Below are 24,358 nucleotides of genomic sequence, written 5' to 3'. Positions count from 1 at the left end.
GATCGTCGCCATGGAACTCCGCCGCGGCACGCCTGTTCACAGCCGGAAACAATTGCCGGATCGGAGACAGCCATGCGCCTTACCACGTCCCTTCTCGCCCTGACCTTGATCGCGGGCACCGGCCTCGCCGCCCGCGCCGACGAGAAGCTTCCGCCCGATCAGCAGGCCAAGGTCGAGGCCATGCTCAAGCAGGAGGGCTTCACCAAGTGGAAGGAGATCGAGCTCGACGACGGCATGATCGAGGTCGACGACGCGATCGACGCGAGCGGCAAGCAGTTCGACCTGAAGCTCGATCCGAAGACCCTGGCCATCGTGAAGCGCAAGGCCGAGTGAGGCAGCGCTTCGGCTGCGCTTCGACTCGGCTTCAGCAGCGCTTGCGTTCGGGCCGAGGCCCGGCCATATAGCCGGCGGGGGGTTGGCGAGGGACGTTTCACTCGCCAACCGGGTCAGGTCCGGAAGGAAGCAGCCCTAACGAGACCGAGCGGGTCTTCGTCCAGCCTCCCACCTCATTCCACGGCGCGCGGCAGCCGGACCCAGACACGGCATGGACGCTACGACCGGCACGCCTGACGACGAGCCGGGCCTGCCCGGGTTTCCAGCGCCCCCCGCCGCGGCGACGCCCTACCGGGTGCTCGCGCGCAAGTACCGCCCCACCAATTTCGGCGACCTGATCGGCCAGGACGCGATGGTGCGGACCCTCGCCAACGGGTTCGCGGCCAACCGCATCCCGCAGGCCTGGATGCTCACCGGCGTCCGCGGAGTCGGCAAGACCACGACGGCCCGCATCCTGGCGCGCGGCCTCAACTACGCCCGCGCCGGACAGCCCGACACCGGCCCGACCGTGTCGATGCCGGAACTCGGCCTCCACTGCGCGGCGATCATGGAATCCCGGCACATGGACGTGCTGGAGATGGACGCCGCCTCGCATACCGGCATCGACGACGTCCGGGCGATCATCGACGGCATCCGCTACGGGCCGGTCTCGGCGCGCTACAAGGTCTACATCGTGGACGAGGTCCACATGCTCTCCGAGAAGGCGTTCAACGCCTTCCTGAAGACGCTGGAGGAGCCGCCGCCGCACGCGAAATTCGTGTTCGCCACCACGGAGATCCGCAAGGTCCCGGTGACGATCCTGTCCCGCTGCCAGCGATTCGACCTGCGCCGGGTCGAGGCGCCGACCCTGCACGCGCATCTCGCGAAGGTCTGCGCGGCCGAGGGCGTATCGGTCGAGGACGAGGCTCTGGGCGCCATCGTGCGCGCCGCGGAAGGGTCGGTGCGCGACGCGCTCTCGCTGCTCGACCAGGCGATCGCCCACGGCGCCGGCACGATCACGGCGCAGAGCGTGCGCGACATGCTGGGCCTCGCTGACCGCGCCCGGATCCTCGACCTGTTCGAGGCGGTGATGCGCGGCGCGGTGCCGGCCGCCTTCGCGGAGCTGCGGGCGCAGTACGATTCCGGCGCGGACCCGTCGGTCGTACTCTCGGATCTCGCGGCCTTCACGCACCTCGTCACCCGGCTCAAGGTGGTGCCGGAAGCCGCCGCCGACCCGACGCTCAGCGAGACCGAGCGCGTCCGCGGCGCCGCGTTCGCCGAGAAGCTTTCGATCCGCGCCCTGTCGCGGGCGTGGCAGATCCTGCTGAAGGCGATTCCCGAGGTCCAGGCGGCGCCCCGGCCCCTCGCGGCCGCCGAGATGGCGATCGTGCGCCTCGCCTACGCGGCCGACCTGCCCACACCCGACGAGGCCCTGCGCCAGCTCCGGGCCGAGGCCGCCGCCGCGCCCGCGGACGAGGCCCCGGCCGCCTCAGCCCGGCCGCCCCTCCCGCCGATTCCCGACCTGCGCGGCGGCGGTTCCGCGGCGCTCGCCGCGGCACCCCGCACGGTCGCGCCGGAGCCCGTCCCGGTCGCGGCGCCCCTGGCCGCGCCCGTCGCGGTGAACGCGCCGGCGAGCGTCCCGATCAGCGCGCCCGCAAGTGCGCCCGTCGGTGCGCCGGCGCCGAGGCCGGCGCCCGCGGCACCGCCGACGCCGCGTCTCGGTCGGTTCGAGGACCTGATCGCGCTGGCCGACGCCAACCGGGACATCCTTCTGCGGACCGCGCTGGAGCGCGACGTCCACTTGGTGCGCTTCGAGGAGGGCCGGATCGAGTTCCGCCTCGCCTCCGGCGGCCGGTCGAGCCTCGCCAACGACATCGCCGCCGCCATCGAGCGCTGGACCGGGCGGCGCTGGGTGGTGGCCCTGTCGAAGGACGAGGGCGCCCCGACCCTCGACGCGGCCGCCCGTGCCGCGACCGAGACACGCCGGGAGAACGCCGCCGCCGACCCGTTCGTGCGCGAGGTTCTGACGCGCTTCCCCGGGGCCGAGATCGTCGACGTGCGCGAGACAATCTCCGAGGCCCTCCCCTCCGCCGAGCAGGAGATCCTCGGGGAAGGTGACGCCGCGCGGGTCGGCGAGGTCGAGGACGACGACGCCTGACGCACGGTGGCGCCCGGGCCGCGCCATACCCAGATCAGACGAGGAAACGGAAAGAGAGCCGCATGCGCGACCTGATGGGCATCATGAAGCAGGCTCAGGCCATGCAGGAGAAGATGGCCAACCTGCAGTCCGAGATGGACGAGATCGAGGTGACCGGCGCCTCCGGCGGCGGCTCCGTCCGGGTCACCATGAGCGCCAAGGGCCAGATGAAGGGAGTCAGCATCGACCCCTCGCTGATGGTGGCGGACGAGCGCGAGATTCTTGAGGACCTGATCGTCGCGGCCTGCAACGACGCCCGCGGGAAGGCCGAGGCGACCATGCAGGAGCGCATGGCCGAGCTGACCAAGGGCCTGCCCCTGCCGCCGGGCATGAAGCTGCCGTTCTAGGACGCATCCCGGACAGGACGTCCGAACCGTCTTCGCGAGCGCAGCGAAGCAACCCGGTCGCGCTACGCTCGCAGATGTCGCGCTGCCCTGGATAGCTTCCCTGCACTCGCGAAGACGAACGGGACGGGCGGCCCCGCGGGCCGCCCGCTTTCGGTTACGCCGCGATCGCCTGCGCGGTCGGCCCGGCGGCGCGCACGTCGGCGTCGACATGGGCCTCGAACCGCTTGAAGTTGTCGTCGAACATCTTCACGAGCCGCGCCGCCGTCTCCACGAAGGCGCCCTTGTTGGCCCAGGTCTTCACCGGGGTCAGGATGTGCGGCTCGACGCCCGGAACCGAGACCGGCACCGCGAAGCCGAAATACGGGTCGCGGCGGAACTCGGCCTGCGCCAGCGAGCCGTCGAGGGCGGCGCTCAGCAGGCGGCGCGTCACGCGGATCGGCATCCGCCGGCCGGTGCCGACGCCGCCGCCGGTCCAGCCCGTGTTGACCAGCCAGCAATCGACGCTGTGCTTGGCGATGAGGTCGCGCAGCAGGTTGCCGTAGGTGCTCGGATGCCGCGGCATGAACGGCGCGCCGAAGCAGGTCGAGAAGGTCGCCTCGGGCCCGGTCAGGCCGCGCTCGGTGCCGGCCACCTTGGCGGTGTAGCCCGAGAGGAAATGGTACATCGCCTCGGCGCCGGTGAGCTTGGCGATCGGCGGCATCACCCCGAAGGCGTCGCAGGTCAGCATGACGATATTCTTCGGATGCCCGGCCCGTCCGGAGGCGCTGGCGTTGGCGATGAAGTCCAGCGGGTAGGCACAGCGGGTGTTCTCGGTGAGAGACGCGTCGTCGAAATCCGGTGCGCGGGTGACCGGATCGATGATCACGTTCTCCATCACCGTGCCGAAGCGCTCGGTGGTGGCGTAGATCTCCGGCTCGGCGTTGCGCGAGAGGCGGATGGTCTTGGCGTAGCAGCCGCCCTCGAAGTTGAAGATCCCCTCGTTCGACCAGCCGTGCTCGTCGTCGCCCAGCAGCTGGCGGGAGCTGTCGTTCGACAGCGTCGTCTTTCCGGTGCCCGAGAGGCCGAAGAAGATCGCCGAGCCGCCCTCGGCGTCGAGCGCCGCGTTAGCCGAGCAGTGCATCGGCATCACGCCCTGGCCGGGCAGGATGTAGTTCAGGTAGGTGAAGACCGACTTCTTCATCTCGCCCGCGTAGGCCGAGCCGCCGATCAGCACGAGCTTCTTCGAGAAGTCGATGGCGATCACGGTCTTCGACCGGCAGCCGTGCCGGGCGGGATCGGCCTGGAAGCTCGGCAGGTCGATGATCGTCATGTCCGGCACGTAGGACGCGATCTCGGAGCGGTCCGGCCGGATCAGCAGGTTGCGGATGAACAGCGAGTGCCACGCGAACTCGGTGAAGACCCGGGCCTTGACCCGGTAGGCCGGATCGGCGCCGCCGTAGAGGTCCTGGGCGAACAGCTCCTTGCCCTCGGCGTGCTTCAGGAAGTCCTGGCGCAGGGTCTCGAACTGCTCGGGCGTGATGGCGCCGTTGTTGTCCCACCAGACCTCGTTCTCGGTGCCGGCGTCGCGCACCACGAACTTGTCCTTGGGCGAACGGCCGGTATGGCTGCCGGTGGTGGCGACGAGGGCGCCGCCGCGGGCGAGCTGCGCCTCCTTGCGGGACAGGGCCTCCTCGTAGAGGCGCGGGGCCTCGAAATTCCAGTGGACGGCCTTGAGGTCGCGGAAGCCCGCCGCCTCGGCACCGTGGGCCGCGTTGTGATCACCGATGTTGGTCATGATCGTATCTCCCGGGCCCCTGTTCGACCGTCGACGCGACTGAGCCGGACGGCACCGCCGTCCGGGTTTGCCCGGGAGACGTCCGTGCGGTCGTACAGGACCGCCGCACGCAGGTTCTCCGTTCCCGGCCGCTCGCCATCCCACTCACGCGTAGGCGGCGAAGCTTCGCTGTCATAATGGGCTCTGCCAGGAGCCCGCAACGTGTACAAACAGGTTAGACCACAGTCGTGGACTCAGGAACCCAGGTCTGTAAGCAGTTCCGTTCGTCGTGCAGCATAATGCCACCGGCGAAGCGGCGTCGGAATACCCATATACCACATACGATGGACCGCATCGGCGCGCGGACCCTTGCGCGGCGCTCGGCGCCGTCTATGCCCGTCCCGATCCGCAGCCCCTTCCTCGCCCCAGAGGCACGATGCCCCAAGCCGTCGCCGGCCCCGAGATCGAGCGCCTGATCCAGCTCCTCGCCCGCATGCCGGGCCTCGGACCGCGCTCGGCGCGGCGGGCCGCCCTGCAGCTCATCAAGAAGCGCGACACGCTGCTCGGGCCCCTCGCCGACGCGATGCGGGTGGCGGCCGACCGCATCATCGTCTGCACCAGCTGCGGGAACGTCGACACCTCGGACCCGTGCACGATCTGCCGCGACGCCGAGCGCGATCCGACGACGCTCGTGGTGGTGGAGGACGTGTCCGACCTCTGGGCGCTGGAGCGGTCCGGGGCCGTGAAGGCGCGCTACCACGTGCTCGGCGGCGTCCTCTCGGCGCTCGATGGCGTCCGTCCGGAGCACCTGAACCTCGCGAGCCTCGTGGAGCGCGTCGCCCGGCCCGAGGTGACCGAGGTCATCCTGGCGCTCAACGCCACCGTCGACGGCCAGACCACCGCCCACTACGTCACGGAGTCGATCCGGCACTGCGACGTGAAGGTCACGCGCCTCGCCCACGGCGTGCCGGTCGGCGGCGAGCTCGACTACCTCGACGAGGGCACGCTCTCGGCGGCGATCCGCAGCCGGACGGTGTTCTGAGGGCCGGCGACAGGTCGCGAACCGGTATTTGACCGGTCCTCGGCCGCATCCTATTCGACGGTGAGCCCGGACCCGTCCCGGCGCCTTCCCTGCCGGTTCCCGCCATGACCATCCGCCCGCTCGTCATCCTTCCCGATCCCGTCCTGCGCCTGGGCTCCGAACCGGTCGGGCCGATCACCGCCGAGATCCGGACCCTCGTCGCCGACATGTTCGAGACGATGTACGACGCTCCTGGCGTCGGGCTGGCGGCGATCCAGATCGGCGTGGCGAAGCGCGTCGTGACGATCGACACGTCGAAGGAGGAAGGCGTCCGCAACGCGCGGGTCTTCATCAATCCCGAGATCGTCTGGTCGTCCGAGGAGAAGCGGGTCTACGACGAGGGCTGCCTGTCGATCCCGGACTACTACGCCGAGGTCGAGCGCCCGGACCGGGTGCGCGTGAAGTTCCGAGACCTCGACGGCAAGGAGCAGGAGATAGAGGCCGACGGCCTGCTCTCGACCTGCATCCAGCACGAGATCGATCATCTCAACGGCGTGCTGTTCATCGACCACCTGTCGAAGCTGAAGCGCGACCGGGTGATCAAGAAGTTCACCAAGGCGGCCAAGCGCGACGCGGCCTGAGCCGGCCATGCGCGTCGTCTTCATGGGCACGCCGGACTTCGCGGTGCCGACGCTCGCGCGACTCGCGCAGGACGGGCACGACATCGCGGCGGTCTACACCCGCGCGCCCGCCAGGGCCGGCCGCGGCATGAGCCTGCGCCCCTCCCCGGTCCACGCGCTCGCCGACACGCTCGGCGCGCCGGTCCTGACGCCCGCGACGCTCCGCACGCCCGAAGCCGCCGAGACCTTCGCGGCGCACCGGGCCGACGTCGCGGTGGTCGTGGCCTACGGGATGCTGCTGCCGCAGGCGATCCTCGACGCGCCGCGGCACGGCTGCCTCAACCTGCACGGATCCCTGCTGCCGCGCTGGCGCGGCGCGGCGCCGATCCAGCGCGCCGTGATGGCGGGTGATGCCGAGAGCGGCGTCGGCTTGATGCGGATGGAAGCCGGCCTCGACACCGGCCCGGTCGCCCTCGAGGCGCGTCTGCCGATCACCCCGGGCATGACGGCGGGGGCCCTGCACGACGCGCTCATGCCCCTCGGCGCCGACCTGATGGCGCGGGCCCTCGCGGCGCTCGACGCGGGCACGCTGACCTTCGCGCCGCAGCCTGAGGACGGAATCGTCTACGCCCACAAGATCACCAACGACGAGGCGCGGATCGACTGGTTCCGCCCGGCGGCTGAGGTCGCCAACCGGATCAACGGGCTGTCGCCGTTCCCCGGCGCCTTCTTCGAGGTCGATCTCGGCAAGGGCTCCGAGCGCGTGAAGGTGCTCCGCGCCGCCCCGGCGGAGGGTTCGGGCGCGCCGGGCACGCTGCGCGATTCCGAAGGCACCGTCGCCTGCGGGGACGGCGCCGTCCGGCTCCTGGAGCTGCGCCGCGCCGGGAAGGGCGGCAGCGCCAACGGGGCCGAGTTCGTCCGCGGCGCCCGCCTGACGCCCGGCGCCCGCCTCGGCTGATGCGCGTCGCCCGTTCACGGCATTCGGCACGCGGCCCGACCCGTCATCGCGAGCGCAGCGAAGCGACCCAGGGCAGCGCACCCTGGCGAGGCTCGGCGCGACGCCGGATCGCTTCGCCACGCTCGCAGAGACGATCGCGCGCGCAGCTTTCCGAAGCTCTGTGCCGTATCGCGAGATCGAACATCGGAGCGCTATCGAGAGACCTTGAGGGCGCCGGCTGATGCCCCGCTACAAGCTCGTCATCGAGTACGACGGCGGTCCGTTCTGCGGCTGGCAGCGGCAGGCGGACGATCCCACGGTCCAGGGCGCGATCGAGGCGGCGGTCACGCGCTTCTCCGGCGAGGAGGCCCGGCTCACCTGCGCGGGCCGGACCGATGCCGGCGTGCACGCGATCCATCAGGTCGCCCATCTCGACCTCGCCAGGGACTGGCGGACCGACACGGTGCGAGACGCCCTGAACGCCCATCTGCGGCCGCAGCCGGTGGCGATCCTGTCCGCCGAGACCGTGCCGGAGAGCTTCGACGCCCGCCACTCGGCGATCCGCCGGCACTACCGCTACCGCATCCTCAACCGGCGCAGCCCCGCGGCGCTGACGCGCGCCCATGTCTGGCACGTGCCGTGGACCCTCGACGCGGACCTCATGCACGAAGCCGCCCAGCGCCTCGTCGGCCGCCACGACTTCTCGGCCTTCCGGGCCGCCGAGTGCCAGGCGAACAGCCCGATCCGAACGCTGGAGCAGCTCGACGTCGCCCGCGCGCCGATGGCGCTCCACGACGAGATCGTGGTGGCGACGTCGGCGCGCTCGTTCCTGCACCATCAGGTGCGGGCGATGGTCGGCACGCTGATGCTTGCCGGTTGCAGCCGCCTCTCGGCGGACGAGGTCGCCGCCATCCTGGCCTCGGGCGACAAGCGCCGGTGCGGGCCGCTGGCCCCGGCCGCCGGGCTGACCTTCGTGGGCGTCGACTACGAACCGGGGAAGTAGGCGTCGAGCACGCGCCCGTAGATCGCCGTCAGCCGCTCCAGGTCGGCGACCGCCACGCACTCGTCGATCTGGTGCATGGTCTCGCCGACGAGGCCGAACTCGATCACCGGGCAGGCATCCTTGATGAAGCGGGCATCCGACGTGCCGCCCGTCGTGGAGAGCGTCGGGGTCAGGCCGGTCTCGGCCCGGATCGCCTCCGCGACCAGCGTCACGAAGGCGTCCGGCCGCGTCAGGAAGGCCGGCGCGTTCGAGGGCTGCAGATCCAGGCTGAAGCGCACTGCGTTCCCGGCCGCCTGTTCCAGGCGCCGACGGATCTCTTCGCCCAGGCTCTCGGCCGTCCAGTCGTCGTTGAAGCGGACGTTGAAGGTCGCCCGGGCGGTCGCCGGGATCACGTTGGTGGCCGGGTTGCCGACGTCGATCGTGGTGAATTCGAGGTTCGAGGCGTCGAAATGCGCCGTCCCGCGATCCAGCGGCTCGGCGACCAGCGCCGAGGCGAGGCGCAGTAGGCCCGGGATCGGGTTCTCGGCCTTGTGTGGGTAGGCGACGTGGCCCTGCCGGCCGAGAACGGTGAGCTTGCCGGTCAGCGACCCGCGCCGACCGATCTTGATCATCTCGCCGAGCCGGCCCGGATTGGTCGGCTCCCCGAGGACACAGTGGTCGAACCGCTCGCCCCGGCGCCGCGCCCAGTCGAGGAGCTTCACGGTGCCGTTGACCGCCGGTCCCTCCTCGTCGCCGGTGATCAGGAACGCGATGGAGCCGCCGAAATCGGCGCCGCGCCGGTCGAGGAAGGCGAGGGTCGCCGCGAGCATGCAGGCGACGCCGCCCTTCATGTCGGCCGCTCCCCGCCCGTACAGCATCCCGTCGGCCACGGCGCCCGCGAAGGGATCGTGGCGCCACGCGCCCTCGCCCTCCGGCACGACGTCGGTGTGGCCGGCGAAGACGAGGCACGGACCGTCCCGCCCGACGCGGGCGTAGAGGTTCGGCGTGTCGGGATAGCCCGGCTCCGAGAAGACCGGCCGCTCGACCGCGAAGCCGGCCGGCCGGAGCGCGTCGGCGACGACGTCGAGGGCGCCCCGATCCTCCGGCGTCACGGACCGGCACCGGATCAGATCCTGCGCGAGGCGCAGGGCCGCGTCGGGGGCGTGATGATCTGCCGGCATGAACCCGTCCTCGGCGGCGCGACGTGCCGCGCGGCCCGCTTAACCCGAAGCGGGCCGCCCCGGAACTCCCGTCCCGGGCCCTACTTGGTGACCACCACCTGCACGTCGCCGTGGCGGCGCTGCACCGACACGGTGACGTCGTCGTCATAGCGCTGGAACCGGATGTCCAGGCGCGAGCCACCGAGCTTGACGTTGTAGAGCGTCACCCCGTCGAGGAAGCCCGGCAGGATCGGGTTCTTGAGCCGGACACGGTTGCGCTCGTGGTCCAGTTCGAGGCCGAGGCAGGCCGCCAGGAACGCGAACGGCGCCGCCGCCGCCCAGGCCTGCGGGCTGCAGGCGACCGGGTACGAGACGGGGCCGCGCTGCTTGCGGCGCATGAAGCCGCAGAACAGCTCCGGCAGCCGCTTCTGGTCCTGGTACAGCGAGGTGTCGAACATCCCCTGGAAGATGCGCGCGGCCTCGTGCTTGCGGTCGTAGCGCGCCAGACCCATCGCGATCAGCGCGTTGTCGTGCGGCCAGATCGAGCCGTTGTGGTAGGACATCGGGTTGTAGCGCGCCTCGCCCTTGGCGATCGTGCGCACGCCCCAGCCGTTGAAGCCGTCCTTGCACAGCAGCGTCTCGGCGACCCGCGCCGCCCGCTCCGGCTTGGCGATGCCGGTGAACAGGGCGTGGCCGGCATTGGAGGAGCGCACCGCGCACTGCTTCTTGGCGCCGTCGAGCGCCAGCGCGTAGGTGCCGATCTCCTCGTTCCAGAACGCCGCGTCGAACCGCTCGCGCAGGCGCGCCGCCTCCTGGGTGAGGCGCTCCGCCATCGGGTCGTGGCCGAGGAGCGCCGCGAGCTTCGCCATGCCGTTCTTGGCGGCGTAGACGTAGCCCTGCACCTCGCAGAGGGCGATCGGGCCCTTTGCCAAGTGACCGTCGGTGTGGAAGATCGAGTCGTGGCTGTCCTTCCAGCCCTGGTTCTCCAGACCCTTGTCGGTGTCGCGGGCGTACTCGACGAAGCCGTCGCCGTCGCGGTCGCCGTAGCGGTCCATCCATTCGAGCGCGAGTTCGAGGGCCGGCCAGATCGCCCGCACGGTCTCGAGGTCGCCCGTGACCGCGTAGTACTCCCAGGCCAGCATCACGAAGAGCGGCGTGCCGTCGATGGTACCGTAATAGTGCCTGAACGGCACCTCGCCGAGCATCGCCATCTCGCCGCGCCGGGTCTCGTGGAGGACCTTGCCGGGCTGCGCGTCGGCGGCCGGATCGACCGCCTTGGCCTGGGTCGAGGCGAGGTAGCGCAGCACGCCCCGGGCGAATTTCGGGTCGATCCAGAGCGCCATCATCGCGGTGATGATGCCGTCGCGCCCGAACACCGTGGAGTACCAGGGGATGCCGGCGAAGGGGTAGATGCCCTCCGGGGTTCGGCTCGCGAGCATGTAGAGGTCGGCGGTCGCCCGGCACAGGCCCTCGTTGAACTGGTCGTTCGACGAGATGATCGTGGTGATGCCCGCCGTCAGCGCCCGCAGGTCGCGCCGCGAATCGCGGTAGGCGCGGGCGAAGATCGTCCCCTCGCCGAGATCCTTCGGCTCGCGCCGGGCACCGCCGGCATTGGCGGCGAGCGTCAGCTTGGCGGCCGCGTCCTCGCCGACCATCGTGTCGGTCGGGGGCTTGGTGAAGGCCCGGTGCGCCTCGAAGGTGACGCGGATGAACAGGGAGGTCCGGCCCTCCGGCGGGAGCGACACGTCGAACACCACCTTGCCGGGCTCGATCGAATCGGGCTTCGGGCCGAAATGCAGGGAGGTCGTCCGGACGATCTCGTCCAGGCCGACGTAGCGGAACTGCACCTCGCGGTCGCTCGCCACGAGCACGCCGCGCTTGCCGCGCTCCTGTCGATCTGTCCCGCGGACCTCGAAGAGGTCGCGGAAATCCGCGTCGAAGGTGACGGCGATGCGCAGGCGCCGGTGCTTCGAATCGTAGGAACGGAGGCCGATCCGGTCGTAGCAGGCGCCGCGGAACAGGAACTTGGTGCGCTCGATCGCGATCGTCTCGCGGGGGATCGAGGTCTCGTCGTGGGCGTCGATGCGGATATCGGGCGTCGTCATGTCGACGCTGAGCGCGCCGTTATCGTCCTGCATCACCGAGGAGAGCATCAGCGGGCGCTGGCCCTCGACCGTCACCTCCAGGCGCGAGAGGTAGCGGGTATCCTGGAAATAGAGGCCTTCCGGGCCGGGCTGGACGCCGATATCGCCGTAGGAATCGAGGACGCCGAAGGCTTCGCCGAACTTCAGCGAGCGCAGCGGCCGCTCGACCAGGGAGGTCTGCGCCTCGATGTGATAGGTCGGGAGGACGTCGTCCGCGTCCTGGAATCCGTGCGCCACGCTTCCGGCGCTCGCCGCGGTCCGGGCCTTCGCATCGTGGGCCGCTGCCGTGTTGTCCGCCGCCATGCAGGGCATCTCCGGGTGCAAGTGAGGGGTGCGAATCGAGAGGGCTGCTGCATCCCTTCGATGCAGCAGCCCTTGTTCACCCTACGGATGAGTCGCCTTTAAGACGCTAGGCCGAGCCGGACCCGCCTCGCAAGCCCGGTGCCGGTTATCAGGCCGGCATGGCGGCGACCGGGATCGCCGGACGCGCGGAGCCGTTGACCTCACCGTACTGCGGCATGAAGCCGGACTTCGGCAGCTTGATCACGTCGGCGCCGCGGGCGAGCAGGTCCTCGTAGGCGGCGACGTACTTCTTCACCATGCACTCGGCGGTGAAGGCGCTCTCGAAGTGGCGGCGCACGCCGGCGCGGCTCATGGTCTTGACCTTGGCAACCGCGGCCACGGCGTCGTCCATGTTCTCGCAGAGGACGCCGCCCACGCCGTCCTTGATGACCTCCGGCACGGAGCCGTTCCGGAACGCGATCACCGGGGTGCCGGCCGACATCGCCTCGATCATCACGAGGCCGAAGGGCTCCGGCCAATCGATCGGGAAGGCGAGCGCCAGGGCGTTGCCGAGGAACTCCTTCTTCTGCTCCTCATTGATCTCGCCGATGTACTCGATCAGCGGGTGATGGATCATCGGCTCGATGACCTCGTCCCAGTAATCCTGGTCGGCCTTGTCGACCTTGGCGGCGATCTTGAGGGGCGTGCCGGAACGGATCGCCATCTCGATCGCGCGGTCGGGCCGCTTCTCGGGCGAGATCCGGCCGAGGAAGGCCAGGTAACCGCCCTTGGCGTCCGGGTAGTACGGGCAGTTCTCGGCCGGCAGGCCGTGATGGATCGTCGCCAGCCAGTTCGAGGTCGGCGGCATGGGCAGGCGCTGGTTGTCGGAGATCGAGACCAGCGGCATGCCCGTGAAGGTGCGGTAGACCGGCATGAAGTCCGGCACGTCCAGGCGACCGTGCATCGTGGTGATGCACTTATGGTTCAGATCCTCGAACATCGGGTACTGAAGCAGGTCGATGTGGAAGTGCAGGATGTCGAACTCGTGCGCGCGGCGGTGCACCTGATGCAGCATCGCCAAGTGGCTGGCCGTGTGATCCCGGTAGCCGAGCAGGCGCAGGCCTTCGGGCGTGCAGGCCGCGAGCTTGGCAGTCGTCTCGGAGTCACCGCTCGCGAACAGCGTGACTTCGTGGCCCTGGCGAACCAGTTCCTCTGTAATCCAGCTGACGACGCGCTCGGTGCCGCCGTAGAACTTCGGAGGGACGGCCTCCGACAACGGAGCGATCTGGGCAATGCGCACGAAGTGTCTCCTGGTTGGCCAATTTGACGGGGGGTCTAACCCTGCCGGCCTGAGCGGGACATGAATGAAACCGACGGCTAAGGTTATGGTTCCTGGCGCACCCGCTGTCCCTCGCCGTTTTGTGCGGCGCGCAAGCCGTCCCCGAATTCCTCCGAATCAGCACGGGCGAAACGGCCGCTGCCCCGCCGTTGCCGGCTCGCCGGCGCGGGTGTGTGCAGAGAAGCCCGGTCCCAGGGCTCGTTACGCCGGAGCCCGGCGACGCGTTCCCACGGATCTCGATCTCGTGCTCGGATCCGCGGGCGTTGCCGCCGCGTCAGCTTTCTGTCATAAGCCGCCCCGCGTCGAACCGCCCGGCCGATAGGGCTGCCGTGGCGGCTCGTGCTGCTCCACCAGAAGCATCAGCGCGCGAACCTCATCCGATCCTCCCGGGTCGGTCCGGGATCATTTCGCGCAACGGAGAGCCAAATGCCCAAGTTGAAGACGAAATCGGGCGCGAAGAAGCGCTTCAAGATCACCGGCACCGGCAAGGTGATGTACGCCCAGGCCGGCAAGCGCCACGGGATGATCAAGCGGACGACCAAGCAGATCCGCAACCTGCGCGGCACCACGACCCTGTTCGAGGGCGATGCCGCCAACGTGAAGAAGTACTTCCTGCCGAACGCGCGGTAAGTCCTTCAGCACCCGTTGCCACTGTCTTTCGTCGAATCCAGGAGATAACCGATGGCCCGCGTCAAGCGCGGCGTGACCAGTCACGCGAAGCACAAGAAGGTTCTGAAGGCCGCCAAGGGCTATTACGGCCGGCGCAAGAATACGATCCGCATCGCCAAGCAGGCGGTCGAGAAGGGCATGCAGTATGCCTACCGCGACCGCAAGAACAAGAAGCGCACGTTCCGCGCCCTCTGGATCCAGCGCCTCAACGCGGCGGTCCGCGAGCACGGCCTGACCTACTCGCGCTTCATCGACGGCCTGGCGAAGTCCGGCATCGTCGTCGACCGCAAGGCCCTGTCGGAGCTGGCGATCCACGAGCCGGCGAGCTTCGCCGCCGTCGTCGAGAAGGCGAAGGCCGCGCTGCCGCAGAACACCGCCAAGGCCGCCTGATCCAGGCCTGAGGCGAGACGGACGGAAGGCGCGGTTCCCCAGGGAGCCGCGCCTTCGTCGTTTACGAGGTCCCGCGCTTGCGCCGGCGCCCGCAACGCGCGAGAGCACGGCCCGACGGCCGACTCCGCCAACCCTGCTCGAAGACAGCGATGACCGATCTCGACACCCTGGAACGCGACCTCCTGGCCCAGGTGAGCGCGGCCTCCGACGAGGCCACCCTCGACGCGGTCCGCGTCGCCGCGCTCGGCAAGAAGGGCAGCGTCTCGGATCTGCTGAAGACGCTCGGGTCGATGACGCCGGACGAGCGCAAGGAGCGCGGGCCCCTGATCAACGGGCTGCGCGACCGGGTCCAGGGCGCCGTCACCGCCCGCAAGACCGAACTCGCCGAAGCCGCCCTGGAGGCCCGCCTCGCCTCCGAGCGGGTCGACGTGACCCTGCCGGTCCGCGAGGCCCCCGAGGTGCGCGGCCGGATCCACCCGATCTCCCAGGTAATTGACGAGATCACCGCGATCTTCGCCGACATGGGCTTCGCGGTCGCCGAGGGTCCGGACATCGAGACGGACGAGCTGAACTTCACGGCGCTCAACTTCCCGCCCGGCCACCCGGCCCGCGAGATGCACGACACCTTCTTCCTGGCGCCCGACCGCGACGGGCAGCGCAAGGTGCTGCGCACCCACACCTCGCCCGTACAGGTCCGGACCATGCGGGCGCAGACGCCGCCGATCCGCGTGATCATCCCGGGGCGGACCTACCGGCACGACTCTGACCAGACCCACACGCCGATGTTCCACCAGGTCGAGGGGCTGGTGATCGACAAGGCGGCCAACATCGCCAACCTGAAATGGGTGCTGGAGGAGTTCTGCAAGGCGTTCTTCGAGGTCGACGGCGTGAAGATGCGCTTCCGCCCGTCCTTCTTCCCCTTCACCGAGCCCTCCGCCGAGGTCGACATCCAGTGCTCGCGCAAGGGCGGCGAGATCCGCTTCGGCGAGGGGGACGACTGGCTGGAGATCCTGGGCTGCGGGATGGTCCACCCGAACGTGCTGCGCAATTGCGGGCTCGACCCGGACGCGGTGCAGGGCTTCGCCTTCGGTGTCGGCATCGACCGCATCGCCATGCTGAAATACGGCATGCCGGACCTGCGCCCGTTCTTCGAGGCCGACGTCCGCTGGCTCGACCATTACGGCTTCCGCCCGCTCGACGTGCCGAGCCTCGTGGGCGGCCTCACCGGCTGAGCCGCCCCGGCCCCGCCGCGGCCCCCGGCCCCGGCGACGGCCCCGCGATCCTGTTCCTCCGACGGTCGAGCCGATACCGGGCTCTCGAAGGTCCATCATGAAATTCACCCTCTCCTGGCTCAAGGACCACCTCGACACCGAGGCCTCCCTCGACACCGTCGCCGAGACGCTCACGCGGATCGGCCTTGAGGTGGAGGGCGTCGAGGACAAGGCCGCCGCGCTCAGGCCCTACGTGATAGCCCGGATCCTGACGGCCGAGCAGCACCCGAACGCCGACCGGCTCCGGGTCTGCACGGTCGACACCGGCACGGGCGCCCCCGTGCAGGTGGTGTGCGGCGCCCCGAACGCCCGGGCCGACCTCGTCTCGGTCTTCGCGCCGCCCGGCACCTACGTCCCGGGCAAGAACATCACCCTGTCGGTGGGCACGATCCGCGGCGTCGAGAGCCACGGCATGCTGTGCTCGGGCGCCGAGCTCGGCCTCGGCGACGACCACGACGGCATCCTGGAACTCCCGACCGACGCGCCGGTCGGCCAGGCCTACGCGCTCTACGCCGGGCTCGACGATCCGGTCATCGAGATCAACCTGACGCCGAACCGTCCGGACTGCACCTCCGTCCACGGCATCGCCCGCGACCTCGCGGCGGCCGGCCTCGGCACGCTCAAGGGCGAGGCGCTGCCGGCGCTGCGCGGCGAGGGTCCCTGCCCGGTCGCGGTCGAGCTCGCCCTCGATCCGGCCGACCGGCACCTCGCCCCGATGTTCGCCCTGCGGCTCGTGCGCGGCGTCCGGAACGGCCCGTCGCCGGCCTGGATGCAGGCCCGGCTGCGCGCCATCGGCCTGCGGCCGATAAACAGCCTCGTCGACATCACCAACTACGTCACCTTCGACCGCGGGCGGCCACTGCACGTCTTCGACGCCGCCAGGGTCGCCGGCACGCTGACCGTGCGGCGGGCGCGGGCGGGCGAGAGCCTGCGCGCCCTCGACGGCCGGACCCACACGCTGACCGACGACACCGTGGTGATCGCCGACGCGAACGGCGTCGAATCCATCGCCGGCATCATGGGCGGCGAGGCGTCGGGCTGCGACGCCGGCACCACGGACGTGCTGATCGAGTCGGCCCTGTGGGACCCGACCAACATCGCCCAGTCGGGCCGACGGCTCGGCATCATCACCGACGCGCGCTACCGCTTCGAGCGGGGCGTCGACCCGGCCTTCACGGTTCCCGGCCTCGACCTCGCGACGCGGCTGGTGGTCGATCTCTGCGGCGGAACGCCGACCGAGGCGCACGTCGCCGGCGCGCCGCCCGAATCCCGGCGCAGCATCGACTTCCCCTGGACCGAGGTCCGCCGCCTCGCCGGACTGGACGTGCCGCGCACCGAGATGCAGCAGATCCTCGAGACGCTGGGCTTCCACGTCTCCGGCTCCGGGGACCGGGTGACGGTGCTGCCCCCGTCCTGGCGGCCCGACGTCGAGGGCAAGGCCGACCTCGTCGAGGAGGTCGTCCGCATCGCCGGGCTCGACCGGATCGTGGCCGAGCCCCTGCCGCCGCTCGCCGGGATCGGCCGCCCGCTGCTCACCGTGATGCAGAAGCGGACCCGCCTCGCCAAGCGCGCCCTGGCGAGCCGCGGCCTCATGGAGGCGGTCACGTGGTCGTTCGTGCCGCACGACGACGCCGTCCTGTTCGGCGGCGGCGGGGCCGACCTCGTGCTGGCCAACCCGATCGCCTCGGAGCTGTCCGACATGCGGCCGAGCCTCGTACCGGGCCTCCTGCGCGCGGCGCAGCGCAACGCCGACCGCGGCTACCCGGACGCCGCCCTGTTCGAGGTCGGCCAGTGCTTCGCCTCCGACGTGCCGGAGGGCCAGACCGTCCGCGCGGCGGCGGTCCGCCGCGGCGGCGCGACCCTGGCCGGCGCCGGGCGGCACTGGGACGGCACGGCGGCGACCGTCGACGCGTTCGACGCCAAGGCGGACGCCATCGCGTTGCTCGGCAGCCTGGGCGTGCCGACCGGCGGCCTCCAGATCACGCCCGGCGGCCCGTCCTGGCTGCATCCCGGCCGCTCCGGCACGCTGCGTTTCGGTCCGAAGACGGAGATCGGCTGGTTCGGGGAGGTGCATCCGCGAACGCTGCAGGCCCTCGACCTGAAGGGAACGCTCGTGGCCTTCGAGATCGTCCTCGACGCCCTGCCCCTGCCCAAGCTCAAGCCGACCAAGGCCAAAGCCGCCCTGGCACTGTCGGAATTCCAGCCGCTGTCGCGGGACTTCGCCTTCGTGGTCGGCCGCGACGTGCCGGCGGGTGACATCGTCAAGGCCGCCCAGAACGCCGAGCGCAAGCTGGTGACGGGTGTCGACGTGTTCGACCTCTACGAGGGGCCGGGCGTGCCGGACGGCGCGAAGTCGGTGGCGATCGCGGTGCGTCTCCAGCCCGTCGAGCGGACCCTGACCGACGCGGAGATCGAGGCGGTGAGCGCCAGGATCGTCGCCGAGGTCACCCGCAAGACGGGCGCGACGCTCCGGGCCTGAGGCGCCGCCATGGACCGGATCGCCCTGCTCATCGACGACCTCGCGGCGGCCGAGTACCGGCCGAAGGCGGCGTTGCGGGAGGCCCTGAACCACCCCGCCGCCGTGGCGGAGGCGACGCTGCCGCTGCTGGAGGCGGCCGCCGACGGGCGCGAGCTGGCAGCGGAGGAGACAAACCTCCTGTTCTGGGGCCTGCACGTCATGGCCCATGCCCGGGACACGCGCGCTCTCGCGCCGCTCCTCAGGCTGCTCCGGCACGACGAGGAGACCCTCGACGCGGTGCTGGGTGACGCCGTCACGGCGACGCTGGCCAAGGTTGTGGCGAGCCTGTTCGACGGCGATCCGCAGCCGCTGTTCCGGCTGATCCTGGACAGCACGGTCGACGATCACGCGCGCATGGCGCTGATGTGCGCCTGCACCTTCCTGACCCTGGAGGGACGGATCGACCGGGCCGCGATGCACGACCTGCTGGTCCGTTTCGACGACGCGCAGGCCGCCGTGGAGGACGGGCCGGCCTGGGTCGGCTGGGAGGAGACGATCGCGCATCTCGGCTTCCGGGACCTCGCGCCCCGCGCGGCCGCGGCCCGCGCCGACGGACGGCTCACCGACGAGATCAGCGACGCCGACTGGTTCAAGGAGGCCCTGCGCAAGGCCGAGACCAAGCCGGACGACCGGGACCGGCTCGGGCCCTACCAGTACGGCTACCTCGACGATCCGGTCGAGGCTCTCGACTGGGCCGAGGAGGGCGCGGGCGAGCCGCAGCGCAACCCGTTCAAAGATGTCGGCCGCAACGATCCCTGCCCCTGCGGCTCGGGCAAGAAGTTCAAGAAGTGCTGCCTCGGCAAGGCGGAGGCGGAGGGGCCTTGGATGCCGCCGGAACCCCTAGGCCGCTGAGGCGCCGCTGCCGCTGAGCGGGTTCTCGGGATCCCAGCCGTAGCTCAGGGTCTCGAACCGCATGGCGCGGGCGTCGACCATGAGGAGGCGCCCGACGAGGGGCTCGCCGAAGCCCGCCACGGCCCGGATCACCTCCATGGCCATCAGCGAGCCCATGACGCCGGCGAGCGCGCCGAGCACGCCGGCCTCCGCGCAGGCGGGCACACTGCCGGGCGGCGGCGGGTTCGGGAAGAGGCAGCGATAGGTCGGGTTCGGCGTCCCGTCGGGCCCCGTCTCGTGGGCCCGGATCGTGGTCAGCGTGCCGTCGAAGCGGCCCAGAGCCGCGGTCACCAGCGGCCGACGCGCCCGGAAGCAGGCGTCCGACACCGCGTAGCGCGTGGCGAAATTGTCGGACCCGTCCGCCACGAGGTCGTAGCCGGCGATCAGGTCGACGGCGTTGTCCGCGTCGATCCGGAACGGGTGCGGGACCACCGACACGTGCGGGTTGAGGCGCGCCACCGCGTCGGCCGCGCTCTCGACCTTCGGCCGACCGAGATCCGGCGTCCCGTGGATCACCTGCCGCTGCAGGTTCGACAGGGAGACCGTGTCGTCGTCGACGAGGCCGATCGTGCCGATCCCCGCGGCGGCGAGGTACTGGATCAGCGGCGCGCCGAGGCCGCCCGCCCCGACGACGAGGATCCGGGCGGCCTTGAGCCGGGCCTGACCGGGACCGCCGACCTCCGCGAGAACGAGGTGGCGGGCGTAGCGTTCGATCTCATCGGGAGCGAGGGCCATCGCCTGCCCATAATCCGCGGCGCCGCCGATCGGAAGCGCTGAAAAAGACAACGCCGCCCCGGTGAGGAGGCGGCGCGGGTCTCGCGTCTCTGGATCCGGGCCGCTCAGCGCGGCGCGAGGATCATGATCATCTGCCGGCCTTCGAGCATCGGCTCGCTCTCGACCTTGGCGATCTCGGCGGTCTCGCTCTTCACGCGCTCCAGGAGGCGCAGACCGATATCCTGGTGAGCCATCTCACGACCGCGGAAGCGCAGGGTCACCTTGACCTTGTCGCCCTCCTCGAAGAAGCGGTGCACCGACTTCATCTTGGTGTCGTAGTCGTGCTTGTCGATGCCGGGGCGGAGCTTGATCTCCTTCACCTCGACGGTCTTCTGCCGCTTGCGGGCCTCGTTCTGCTTCTTCTGCTCGTTGAAGCGGAAGCGCCCGTAATCGAGCAGCTTGCAGACGGGCGGCACGGAGTTCGGCGCGATCTCCACGAGATCGAGACCGGCCTCCTCGGCCAGATTGAGGGCGTCGAAGAAGGGAACGACGCCGCGGTTCTGCCCGGTGTCGTCGATCAGCTGCACTTCCCGCACACCGCGAATGTCGCGGTTGGCGCGCGGCCCGTCCTTCTGCGGGGCCGGCATGGCTCTCATCGGTCTACGAATGGCTTAGGTCTCCTGCTGCAACGGCGAAACGGCGGATCTTCAGGAAGATCTCCTGACCGCCAGCCGCTCCGGTCTCATCCGGACATACAACGTTGGTGGAACCGCGGCCAGAGTCAACCGGCTACCATCGCGACGCCGGAAATAATCGGCCGCCGCGTCGCGATTCGAGTCCGATGCCCTCAGGTCGAACGGCCGAGCAGCTCGGCGTAGACCGCCAGCGTGTCGCCGACCATCCGCTCCAGGGAGAAGTGCGCCTCGACATGCGCGCGGCTGCGCCGACCGAGGGCGTCGCGGGCGCTCGCGCCGAGGGAGAGGGCCTCGGTCAGAGCGGCGGCGAGCGCGGCCGGGTCGCCGGGCGGCACGCGCCATCCGGTGCGCTGGCCGGCGGGGGTCTCGGGCGGTGCCAGCACCGTCTCCGGCACCGCGCCGAGATCCGAGACGACCACGGGTGCGCCGAGCGCCTGCGCCTCGACGGCCGAGCGGCCGAAGGCCTCGGGCTCCACGGACGGCACCGCCACCACCGATGCGGCGCGGAAGGCCGCCGGCATGTCGGTGCAGTGCCCGACCCTGCGGACGATGCCCTCGAGCCCGCGCGCGGCGATCAGTGCGTCGAGCTCGCGCTCGTAGGCGGCGCGGCCCTGCGGGTCCCCCGCGAGGACCACGGCCAGGTCCGGGACGCCGCGATCGCGCATCCGCGCGGCGGCCTCGATCAGCACGCGGTGGCCCTTCCAGGCCGTGAGGCGGGCGGCCAGCAGGATCACCCGCTCGTGCGGCGCCACGTTCCAGCTCCGGCGCAGCGCCTCGACCCGGGCGGCCCCGACCGCCACCGGGTTGAACACCGCGAGGTCGGTGCCGCGGTGGATGACCCGCACGCGGTCGCCGGCCTGCTCGGCGTGCAGCCGGTGGATCAGGTCCGCGGTGTAGTGCGAGTTGGCGATCACCACGTCGCCGCGGGCCATGATCGAGTTGTAGAGAACCTTCACGCCGGTCCGGCCGGAATAGCTGCCGTGATAGGTGGTCACGAACGGGAGCCCGAGCCGGCGCGCCGCCCCGAGGGCGACCCAGGCGGGCGCGCGGGAACGGGCGTGGATGATCTGCACCTTCTCGCGGCGGCAGAGCGCCATCAGCCGCAGGACATTCACCGCCATCGACGCCGGGTTCTTCGACGCGGCCGGGAATCGGAGCCAGTGCCCGCCCTTGGCCTGCAACTCGCCGACGAGCCGTCCGCCCTCGGTCGCCACCAGGGCGCGGGCGCCCACGGCCGCGAGGCCGCCCGCGACGTCGACGGTGGTACGCTCGGCGCCGCCCGCGTCGAGTTCGGGGATGATCTGCAGGATTCGCGCGCCGACCAGCGCCCCGACCTCCGCCGGGAAACCCGACAGGGCGTGGGGTCCGTCGCCCGTTCGCGGGCCCTCGGCGAGGACGCGCAGGCCCCCGGCCGGTATCTGCCAAATGCTCGCTGCCATTGATCCAGCATCGCCGCCGGGCTTTACGGTCCGGTAAACGAGAGTTGAAGCCGAACCGTTCAGGACCGGACTTCTTCCATGTCGAGACAGGGATACCGGAGAGAACGATGACGGATACGGCCCCCGAGTTCCTGACCGTCGGCATCGGCGACGCGGCCCGTCGCATCGCCGTGCGGGTGCGCGCGGGCGGCGGGCCGCCGGTGGTCTGGCTCGGCGGCTTTCGCTCCGACATGACCGCGACCAAGGCGACGGCGCTCGATGCCTGGGCCGAACGGACGGGCCGGACGCTCGTGCGGTTCGACTACGCCGCGCACGGTGCCTCGGGCGGCACGTTCACGGACTGCACCATCTCGTCGTGGCTCGAGGACGCGCAGGCGGTCCTGGCGGCCTACGTGACGGAGGCGCCGGTGCTCGTCGGCTCGTCGATGGGCGGCTGGATCGCTTGCCTCGCTGCCCGCGACCGGGCCGCGCGCGGGGAGGCCACGGCGGGGCTGGTGCTCATCGCGCCGGCCCTCGACTTCACCGAGGAGCTGATCTGGAACCGCCTCAGCGAGGCGGCGCGCGCCATGCTGATCCGCGACGGCGTTCTCAGGAAGCCCAGCGACTACGCGCCGGAGCCGGACCCGATCACGCGGGCCCTGATCGACGACGGCCGCCAGCACTGTATGCTGGGCGGCCAAGTCGATCCGGGCTGCCCGGTGCACATCCTCCAGGGCATGCGGGACACCGACGTCCCTTACACGCACGCCCTGAGGATCCTCGACCGCCTGCCGGCCGAAGGAACGGTGCTGACGCTGATCGCCGACGGCGACCACCGGCTGTCGCGGCCGCAGGACATCGCGCGGCTCGTGGCGGCGGTCGCCGAGATCGCCTGACCGGTCTCCCGGCCAGGCCTCTCAGCGGGTCGGGTGCAGGGTCAATGCAGGCTGACGGGCTGCAGGTCGTGCGCGGCGGCGTTGGCCAGCACGACGTCCCGCGAATCGGCGAGCATGATCGGCGCGCCGCTCGCCGAGAGCAGGGCGAACAGGTCGAGGCCGGGCGTCAGCTCGGGGGCCTGCGGGAAGAAGCGGCGGACCTCGTCGGACCGGATCGGCCGGACGTAGGCGATGTGCCCCTCGCCCAGCGCCGCGAGATCGGCCGGCTGGAAATCGGCCGGATCGAGATCGGCGGGGGTCAGAGGAGACGGATTCAGATCGGTCATAAAGCCCTCCTGGGGTGGCAGAGCGTCCACCGCCGATCCTGAAGGCATCGGCGGCTCCACCCTGATGTGGGGATCCGCGCCGGCCAATCAATCGGTCGGCGTCAGCCGCGGGCGCCGATATCGATCTTGCGCACGATGCGGTCCGGCTCCGGCCGGACCAGATCGATCGACAGGAGGCCGTTGGCGAGGTCGGCGCCGAGCACCTCCATGCCGTCCGCGAGCAGGAAGGCCCGCTGGAACTGCCGCGCCGCGATGCCGCGGTGCAGGAAGTGGCGCTCGCGCTCATCGACCTGCCGGCCGCGCACGACGAGCTGGCTCTCCTCCAGCATCACGTCCAGCTGATCGCGGGTGAAGCCGGCCACCGCCAGGGTGATCCGCAGGCGCTCGGGCTCGCTCTCGGTGCGGGGCAGACGCTCGATGTTGTAGGGCGGGTAGCCGTCGTTGGCGGCCTTGGAGACTCGGTCGAGGGCCTGCTCGATCTCGTCGAAGCCGAGCAGGAACGGGTGCCCGAAGGGCGAGGATCGAGTCATCGCGGCCATCATCCAGAAAGCGAAGCCTCCGACCCCGGGATCTGCCGCAATCCCGGGATGCTCGAGCACCTCGTCGACAGGAGCCCGCCCGGGGCAGCGCTCCGCCGGACGCGACGACGCCGGCGACTCGGAGATATGGCCAAGGCCTTCCGGGCCATCAAGGGAGGGGACCGGAATCGACGGCGACCCGTGGTCGCGCATTTCCGGGGAGTTTCGGCAAATTTATGCGGGATCGATAGGCAAAGCCTGCAACGGCCACGCTTTCTTCTAACAGTTTGGAACTGCTCTGATTTTCTCGCCGGGCCTTGATCCGGGCGGCGGGCCTGGATACTGCCGCGGCAGGCGACGATCCGGCTCCCGAGCTCGATCGCCGCGATCCATTTCCGCGAGGCGCCGGAGCCGTGAGCACGCCCATGACCCCGTCGGACCACGCGGCGATGCGGCGCGTCGCAGACGTGTGCGGCGACGAGGCCGACATCCTGGCCCTGTCGGTGGCCCGCTTCGTGGCGGCCGGCTACATGACCAGCGACGTCGCCTGCTGGAACGCGGCCTTCGACGGGGCCGAGCAGTTGCTCGGGCCGACGGAAGGGTGCCGCTTCGTCGCCTGCGTGGTCGCGATCATCCGGGCGCTCCGCGCGGAACGCGACGGCGACTGGTCGTTCATGCCGGCGAGCTGCTGCCGCGTGACAGGCCACGAATGCGCGCTGGTGAAGCTGATCAACCGGGGCCGGCAGCGCCTCTGGGCGGATCTCGAGGCCGCCGCGGCCGAGATCACCGGCCAGGACGCGGCGCCGCGCCTCGTGGCGGCGGTCCGCGCCGCGGTCGGGCCGCTCGACGCGGCGGCCGAGCGCCTCGCCCCGGCCTCCTGCCCCGCCGGAACGGTGCTGCACTGATCCGGCTCCCCGTCACCCCGGACCGCGCGGCCCGAGCCGCCGGCCGGCGCGAA

General features: G+C 70.9%; 23 protein-coding genes and 1 other RNA gene. 15 read left to right on the top strand and 9 right to left on the bottom strand.

Annotated elements, in window-relative coordinates; genetic code table 11:
- Positions 1–72: 72 nt before the first annotated feature.
- From ASG32_RS16140 to ASG32_RS16130, 4 genes are all read left to right on the top strand, one after another.
- Entirely contained in the window at positions 73–333 is a 261-nt protein-coding gene (locus ASG32_RS16140; RefSeq protein WP_020092787.1) for a PepSY domain-containing protein, read from the top strand.
- Positions 334–408: 75 nt separating this feature from the next.
- An RNA gene (gene ffs / locus ASG32_RS32650) (signal recognition particle sRNA small type) lies at positions 409–507 on the top strand.
- A gap of 37 nt (positions 508–544) precedes the next feature.
- Positions 545–2,470 carry a DNA polymerase III subunit gamma/tau gene (locus tag ASG32_RS16135; RefSeq protein ID WP_056528026.1) on the top strand — a complete coding sequence of 642 codons (1,926 nt, stop codon included), beginning with the start codon at positions 545–547 and terminating at the stop codon, positions 2,468–2,470.
- A 62-nt stretch (positions 2,471–2,532) separates the two neighbouring features.
- Positions 2,533–2,856 carry a YbaB/EbfC family nucleoid-associated protein gene (locus ASG32_RS16130; protein WP_020092789.1) on the top strand — a complete coding sequence of 108 codons (324 nt, stop codon included), beginning with the start codon at positions 2,533–2,535 and terminating at the stop codon, positions 2,854–2,856.
- A 154-nt stretch (positions 2,857–3,010) separates the two neighbouring features.
- Here ASG32_RS16130 and ASG32_RS16125 read toward each other — a convergent pair whose 3' ends face one another.
- Positions 3,011–4,630: a phosphoenolpyruvate carboxykinase gene (locus ASG32_RS16125; RefSeq protein ID WP_020092790.1), complete on the bottom strand. Its 1,620-nt coding sequence runs from the start codon at positions 4,628–4,630 to the stop codon at positions 3,011–3,013.
- Positions 4,631–5,045: 415 nt separating this feature from the next.
- Between ASG32_RS16125 and recR the strand changes: the two genes are divergently transcribed.
- The 4 genes from recR (at position 5,046) to truA (ending at position 8,190) form a co-directional block, all read left to right on the top strand.
- Positions 5,046–5,651, top strand: coding sequence for a recombination mediator RecR (gene recR, locus ASG32_RS16120; RefSeq protein ID WP_020092791.1), 606 nt, complete (start codon positions 5,046–5,048; stop codon positions 5,649–5,651).
- Positions 5,652–5,755: 104 nt separating this feature from the next.
- Complete coding sequence (gene def, locus ASG32_RS16115) at positions 5,756–6,271, top strand: peptide deformylase (protein ID WP_056528023.1); 516 nt, start codon at positions 5,756–5,758, stop codon at positions 6,269–6,271.
- A gap of 7 nt (positions 6,272–6,278) precedes the next feature.
- Entirely contained in the window at positions 6,279–7,208 is a 930-nt protein-coding gene (gene fmt, locus ASG32_RS16110; RefSeq protein WP_056528020.1) for a methionyl-tRNA formyltransferase, read from the top strand.
- Positions 7,209–7,428: 220 nt separating this feature from the next.
- Positions 7,429–8,190: a tRNA pseudouridine(38-40) synthase TruA gene (gene truA / locus ASG32_RS16105; RefSeq protein WP_056528017.1), complete on the top strand. Its 762-nt coding sequence runs from the start codon at positions 7,429–7,431 to the stop codon at positions 8,188–8,190.
- On the opposite strand, the gene dapE is transcribed toward truA, so the two are convergent.
- The 3 genes from dapE to ASG32_RS16090 form a co-directional block, all read right to left on the bottom strand.
- Positions 8,172–9,350, bottom strand: coding sequence for a succinyl-diaminopimelate desuccinylase (dapE, locus tag ASG32_RS16100; protein ID WP_056528014.1), 1,179 nt, complete (start codon positions 9,348–9,350; stop codon positions 8,172–8,174). The genes truA and dapE overlap by 19 nt on opposite strands.
- An 80-nt stretch (positions 9,351–9,430) precedes the next feature.
- Positions 9,431–11,776, bottom strand: a complete 2,346-nt coding sequence (locus tag ASG32_RS16095) for an amylo-alpha-1,6-glucosidase (RefSeq protein WP_056528011.1) — start codon at positions 11,774–11,776, stop codon at positions 9,431–9,433.
- Positions 11,777–11,924: 148 nt separating this feature from the next.
- A complete protein-coding gene (locus ASG32_RS16090) occupies positions 11,925–13,055 on the bottom strand; it encodes a glycosyltransferase family 4 protein (protein WP_056528008.1) in 1,131 nt (376 codons plus the stop codon).
- A 465-nt stretch (positions 13,056–13,520) separates the two neighbouring features.
- Between ASG32_RS16090 and rpmI the strand changes: the two genes are divergently transcribed.
- The 5 genes from rpmI to ASG32_RS16065 all read left to right on the top strand — a co-directional run bounded on the left by rpmI (position 13,521) and on the right by ASG32_RS16065 (position 18,794).
- Positions 13,521–13,724 (top strand): 50S ribosomal protein L35, encoded by a 204-nt coding sequence (rpmI, locus tag ASG32_RS16085; protein ID WP_007561407.1) that lies wholly within the window; start codon positions 13,521–13,523, stop codon positions 13,722–13,724.
- Between the two features lie 51 nt (positions 13,725–13,775).
- Entirely contained in the window at positions 13,776–14,153 is a 378-nt protein-coding gene (rplT, locus tag ASG32_RS16080) for a 50S ribosomal protein L20 (protein WP_012320099.1), read from the top strand.
- Between the two features lie 149 nt (positions 14,154–14,302).
- A complete protein-coding gene (gene pheS, locus ASG32_RS16075) occupies positions 14,303–15,385 on the top strand; it encodes a phenylalanine--tRNA ligase subunit alpha (protein WP_042674687.1) in 1,083 nt (360 codons plus the stop codon).
- Positions 15,386–15,482: 97 nt separating this feature from the next.
- Positions 15,483–17,903, top strand: a complete 2,421-nt coding sequence (pheT, locus tag ASG32_RS16070) for a phenylalanine--tRNA ligase subunit beta (protein WP_056528005.1) — start codon at positions 15,483–15,485, stop codon at positions 17,901–17,903.
- A 9-nt stretch (positions 17,904–17,912) separates the two neighbouring features.
- Positions 17,913–18,794, top strand: a complete 882-nt coding sequence (locus ASG32_RS16065; RefSeq protein WP_020092800.1) for a DUF1186 domain-containing protein — start codon at positions 17,913–17,915, stop codon at positions 18,792–18,794.
- Here the strand turns inward: ASG32_RS16065 and moeB are convergent.
- The 3 genes from moeB to ASG32_RS16050 all read right to left on the bottom strand — a co-directional run bounded on the left by moeB (position 18,783) and on the right by ASG32_RS16050 (position 21,681).
- Positions 18,783–19,568 carry a molybdopterin-synthase adenylyltransferase MoeB gene (moeB, locus tag ASG32_RS16060; RefSeq protein ID WP_056528002.1) on the bottom strand — a complete coding sequence of 262 codons (786 nt, stop codon included), beginning with the start codon at positions 19,566–19,568 and terminating at the stop codon, positions 18,783–18,785. The genes ASG32_RS16065 and moeB overlap by 12 nt on opposite strands.
- A gap of 104 nt (positions 19,569–19,672) precedes the next feature.
- Positions 19,673–20,194, bottom strand: a complete 522-nt coding sequence (gene infC, locus ASG32_RS16055; RefSeq protein WP_020092802.1) for a translation initiation factor IF-3 — start codon at positions 20,192–20,194, stop codon at positions 19,673–19,675.
- A 200-nt stretch (positions 20,195–20,394) separates the two neighbouring features.
- The gene (locus ASG32_RS16050) at positions 20,395–21,681 is read right to left on the bottom strand and encodes a glycosyltransferase family 4 protein (RefSeq protein WP_107351962.1); all 1,287 of its coding nucleotides are present in this window, start codon (positions 21,679–21,681) and stop codon (positions 20,395–20,397) included.
- A 107-nt stretch (positions 21,682–21,788) separates the two neighbouring features.
- Between ASG32_RS16050 and ASG32_RS16045 the strand changes: the two genes are divergently transcribed.
- Positions 21,789–22,556 carry an alpha/beta hydrolase gene (locus ASG32_RS16045; protein WP_056527999.1) on the top strand — a complete coding sequence of 256 codons (768 nt, stop codon included), beginning with the start codon at positions 21,789–21,791 and terminating at the stop codon, positions 22,554–22,556.
- A gap of 41 nt (positions 22,557–22,597) precedes the next feature.
- Here the strand turns inward: ASG32_RS16045 and ASG32_RS16040 are convergent, their stop codons facing one another.
- Positions 22,598–22,882: a DUF1150 domain-containing protein gene (locus tag ASG32_RS16040; RefSeq protein WP_020092805.1), complete on the bottom strand. Its 285-nt coding sequence runs from the start codon at positions 22,880–22,882 to the stop codon at positions 22,598–22,600.
- Positions 22,883–22,983: 101 nt separating this feature from the next.
- Positions 22,984–23,412 (bottom strand): Hsp20 family protein, encoded by a 429-nt coding sequence (locus ASG32_RS16035; protein ID WP_012320108.1) that lies wholly within the window; start codon positions 23,410–23,412, stop codon positions 22,984–22,986.
- Between the two features lie 413 nt (positions 23,413–23,825).
- Here ASG32_RS16035 and ASG32_RS16030 point away from each other — a divergent pair, with 413 nt between their 5' ends.
- A complete protein-coding gene (locus ASG32_RS16030; protein WP_020092807.1) occupies positions 23,826–24,305 on the top strand; it encodes a hypothetical protein in 480 nt (159 codons plus the stop codon).
- Positions 24,306–24,358 lie beyond the last annotated feature (53 nt).

Origin of the sequence: Methylobacterium sp. Leaf361 (genome assembly GCF_001424445.1) — a bacterium.
Taxonomy (GTDB): domain Bacteria; phylum Pseudomonadota; class Alphaproteobacteria; order Rhizobiales; family Beijerinckiaceae; genus Methylobacterium.
The sequence above is the reverse complement of the archived record's forward strand: the minus strand, read 5'-3'. Positions and strand labels throughout refer to the sequence as shown.

Excerpts from the sequence above, each read along its gene's own strand:
- pheS (WP_042674687.1), top strand. The coding sequence starts at position 14,303 with ATGACCGATCTCGACACCCTGGAACGCGACCTCCTGGCCCAGGTGAGC.
- truA (WP_056528017.1), top strand. The coding sequence starts at position 7,429 with ATGCCCCGCTACAAGCTCGTCATCGAGTACGACGGCGGTCCGTTCTGC.
- ASG32_RS16095 (WP_056528011.1), bottom strand. The coding sequence starts at position 11,776 with ATGGCGGCGGACAACACGGCAGCGGCCCACGATGCGAAGGCCCGGACC.
- moeB (WP_056528002.1), bottom strand. The coding sequence starts at position 19,568 with ATGGCCCTCGCTCCCGATGAGATCGAACGCTACGCCCGCCACCTCGTT.
- ASG32_RS16125 (WP_020092790.1), bottom strand. The coding sequence starts at position 4,630 with ATGACCAACATCGGTGATCACAACGCGGCCCACGGTGCCGAGGCGGCG.
- ASG32_RS16050 (WP_107351962.1), bottom strand. The coding sequence starts at position 21,681 with ATGGCAGCGAGCATTTGGCAGATACCGGCCGGGGGCCTGCGCGTCCTC.
- ASG32_RS16045 (WP_056527999.1), top strand. The coding sequence starts at position 21,789 with ATGACGGATACGGCCCCCGAGTTCCTGACCGTCGGCATCGGCGACGCG.
- ASG32_RS16035 (WP_012320108.1), bottom strand. The coding sequence starts at position 23,412 with ATGACTCGATCCTCGCCCTTCGGGCACCCGTTCCTGCTCGGCTTCGAC.
- ASG32_RS16140 (WP_020092787.1), top strand. The coding sequence starts at position 73 with ATGCGCCTTACCACGTCCCTTCTCGCCCTGACCTTGATCGCGGGCACC.
- dapE (WP_056528014.1), bottom strand. The coding sequence starts at position 9,350 with ATGCCGGCAGATCATCACGCCCCCGACGCGGCCCTGCGCCTCGCGCAG.
- fmt (WP_056528020.1), top strand. The coding sequence starts at position 6,279 with ATGCGCGTCGTCTTCATGGGCACGCCGGACTTCGCGGTGCCGACGCTC.
- ASG32_RS16065 (WP_020092800.1), top strand. The coding sequence starts at position 17,913 with ATGGACCGGATCGCCCTGCTCATCGACGACCTCGCGGCGGCCGAGTAC.
- infC (WP_020092802.1), bottom strand. The coding sequence starts at position 20,194 with ATGCCGGCCCCGCAGAAGGACGGGCCGCGCGCCAACCGCGACATTCGC.
- ASG32_RS16040 (WP_020092805.1), bottom strand. The coding sequence starts at position 22,882 with ATGACCGATCTGAATCCGTCTCCTCTGACCCCCGCCGATCTCGATCCG.
- rpmI (WP_007561407.1), top strand. The coding sequence starts at position 13,521 with ATGCCCAAGTTGAAGACGAAATCGGGCGCGAAGAAGCGCTTCAAGATC.
- recR (WP_020092791.1), top strand. The coding sequence starts at position 5,046 with ATGCCCCAAGCCGTCGCCGGCCCCGAGATCGAGCGCCTGATCCAGCTC.
- ASG32_RS16130 (WP_020092789.1), top strand. The coding sequence starts at position 2,533 with ATGCGCGACCTGATGGGCATCATGAAGCAGGCTCAGGCCATGCAGGAG.
- ASG32_RS16135 (WP_056528026.1), top strand. The coding sequence starts at position 545 with ATGGACGCTACGACCGGCACGCCTGACGACGAGCCGGGCCTGCCCGGG.
- pheT (WP_056528005.1), top strand. The coding sequence starts at position 15,483 with ATGAAATTCACCCTCTCCTGGCTCAAGGACCACCTCGACACCGAGGCC.
- rplT (WP_012320099.1), top strand. The coding sequence starts at position 13,776 with ATGGCCCGCGTCAAGCGCGGCGTGACCAGTCACGCGAAGCACAAGAAG.
- def (WP_056528023.1), top strand. The coding sequence starts at position 5,756 with ATGACCATCCGCCCGCTCGTCATCCTTCCCGATCCCGTCCTGCGCCTG.
- ASG32_RS16030 (WP_020092807.1), top strand. The coding sequence starts at position 23,826 with ATGACCCCGTCGGACCACGCGGCGATGCGGCGCGTCGCAGACGTGTGC.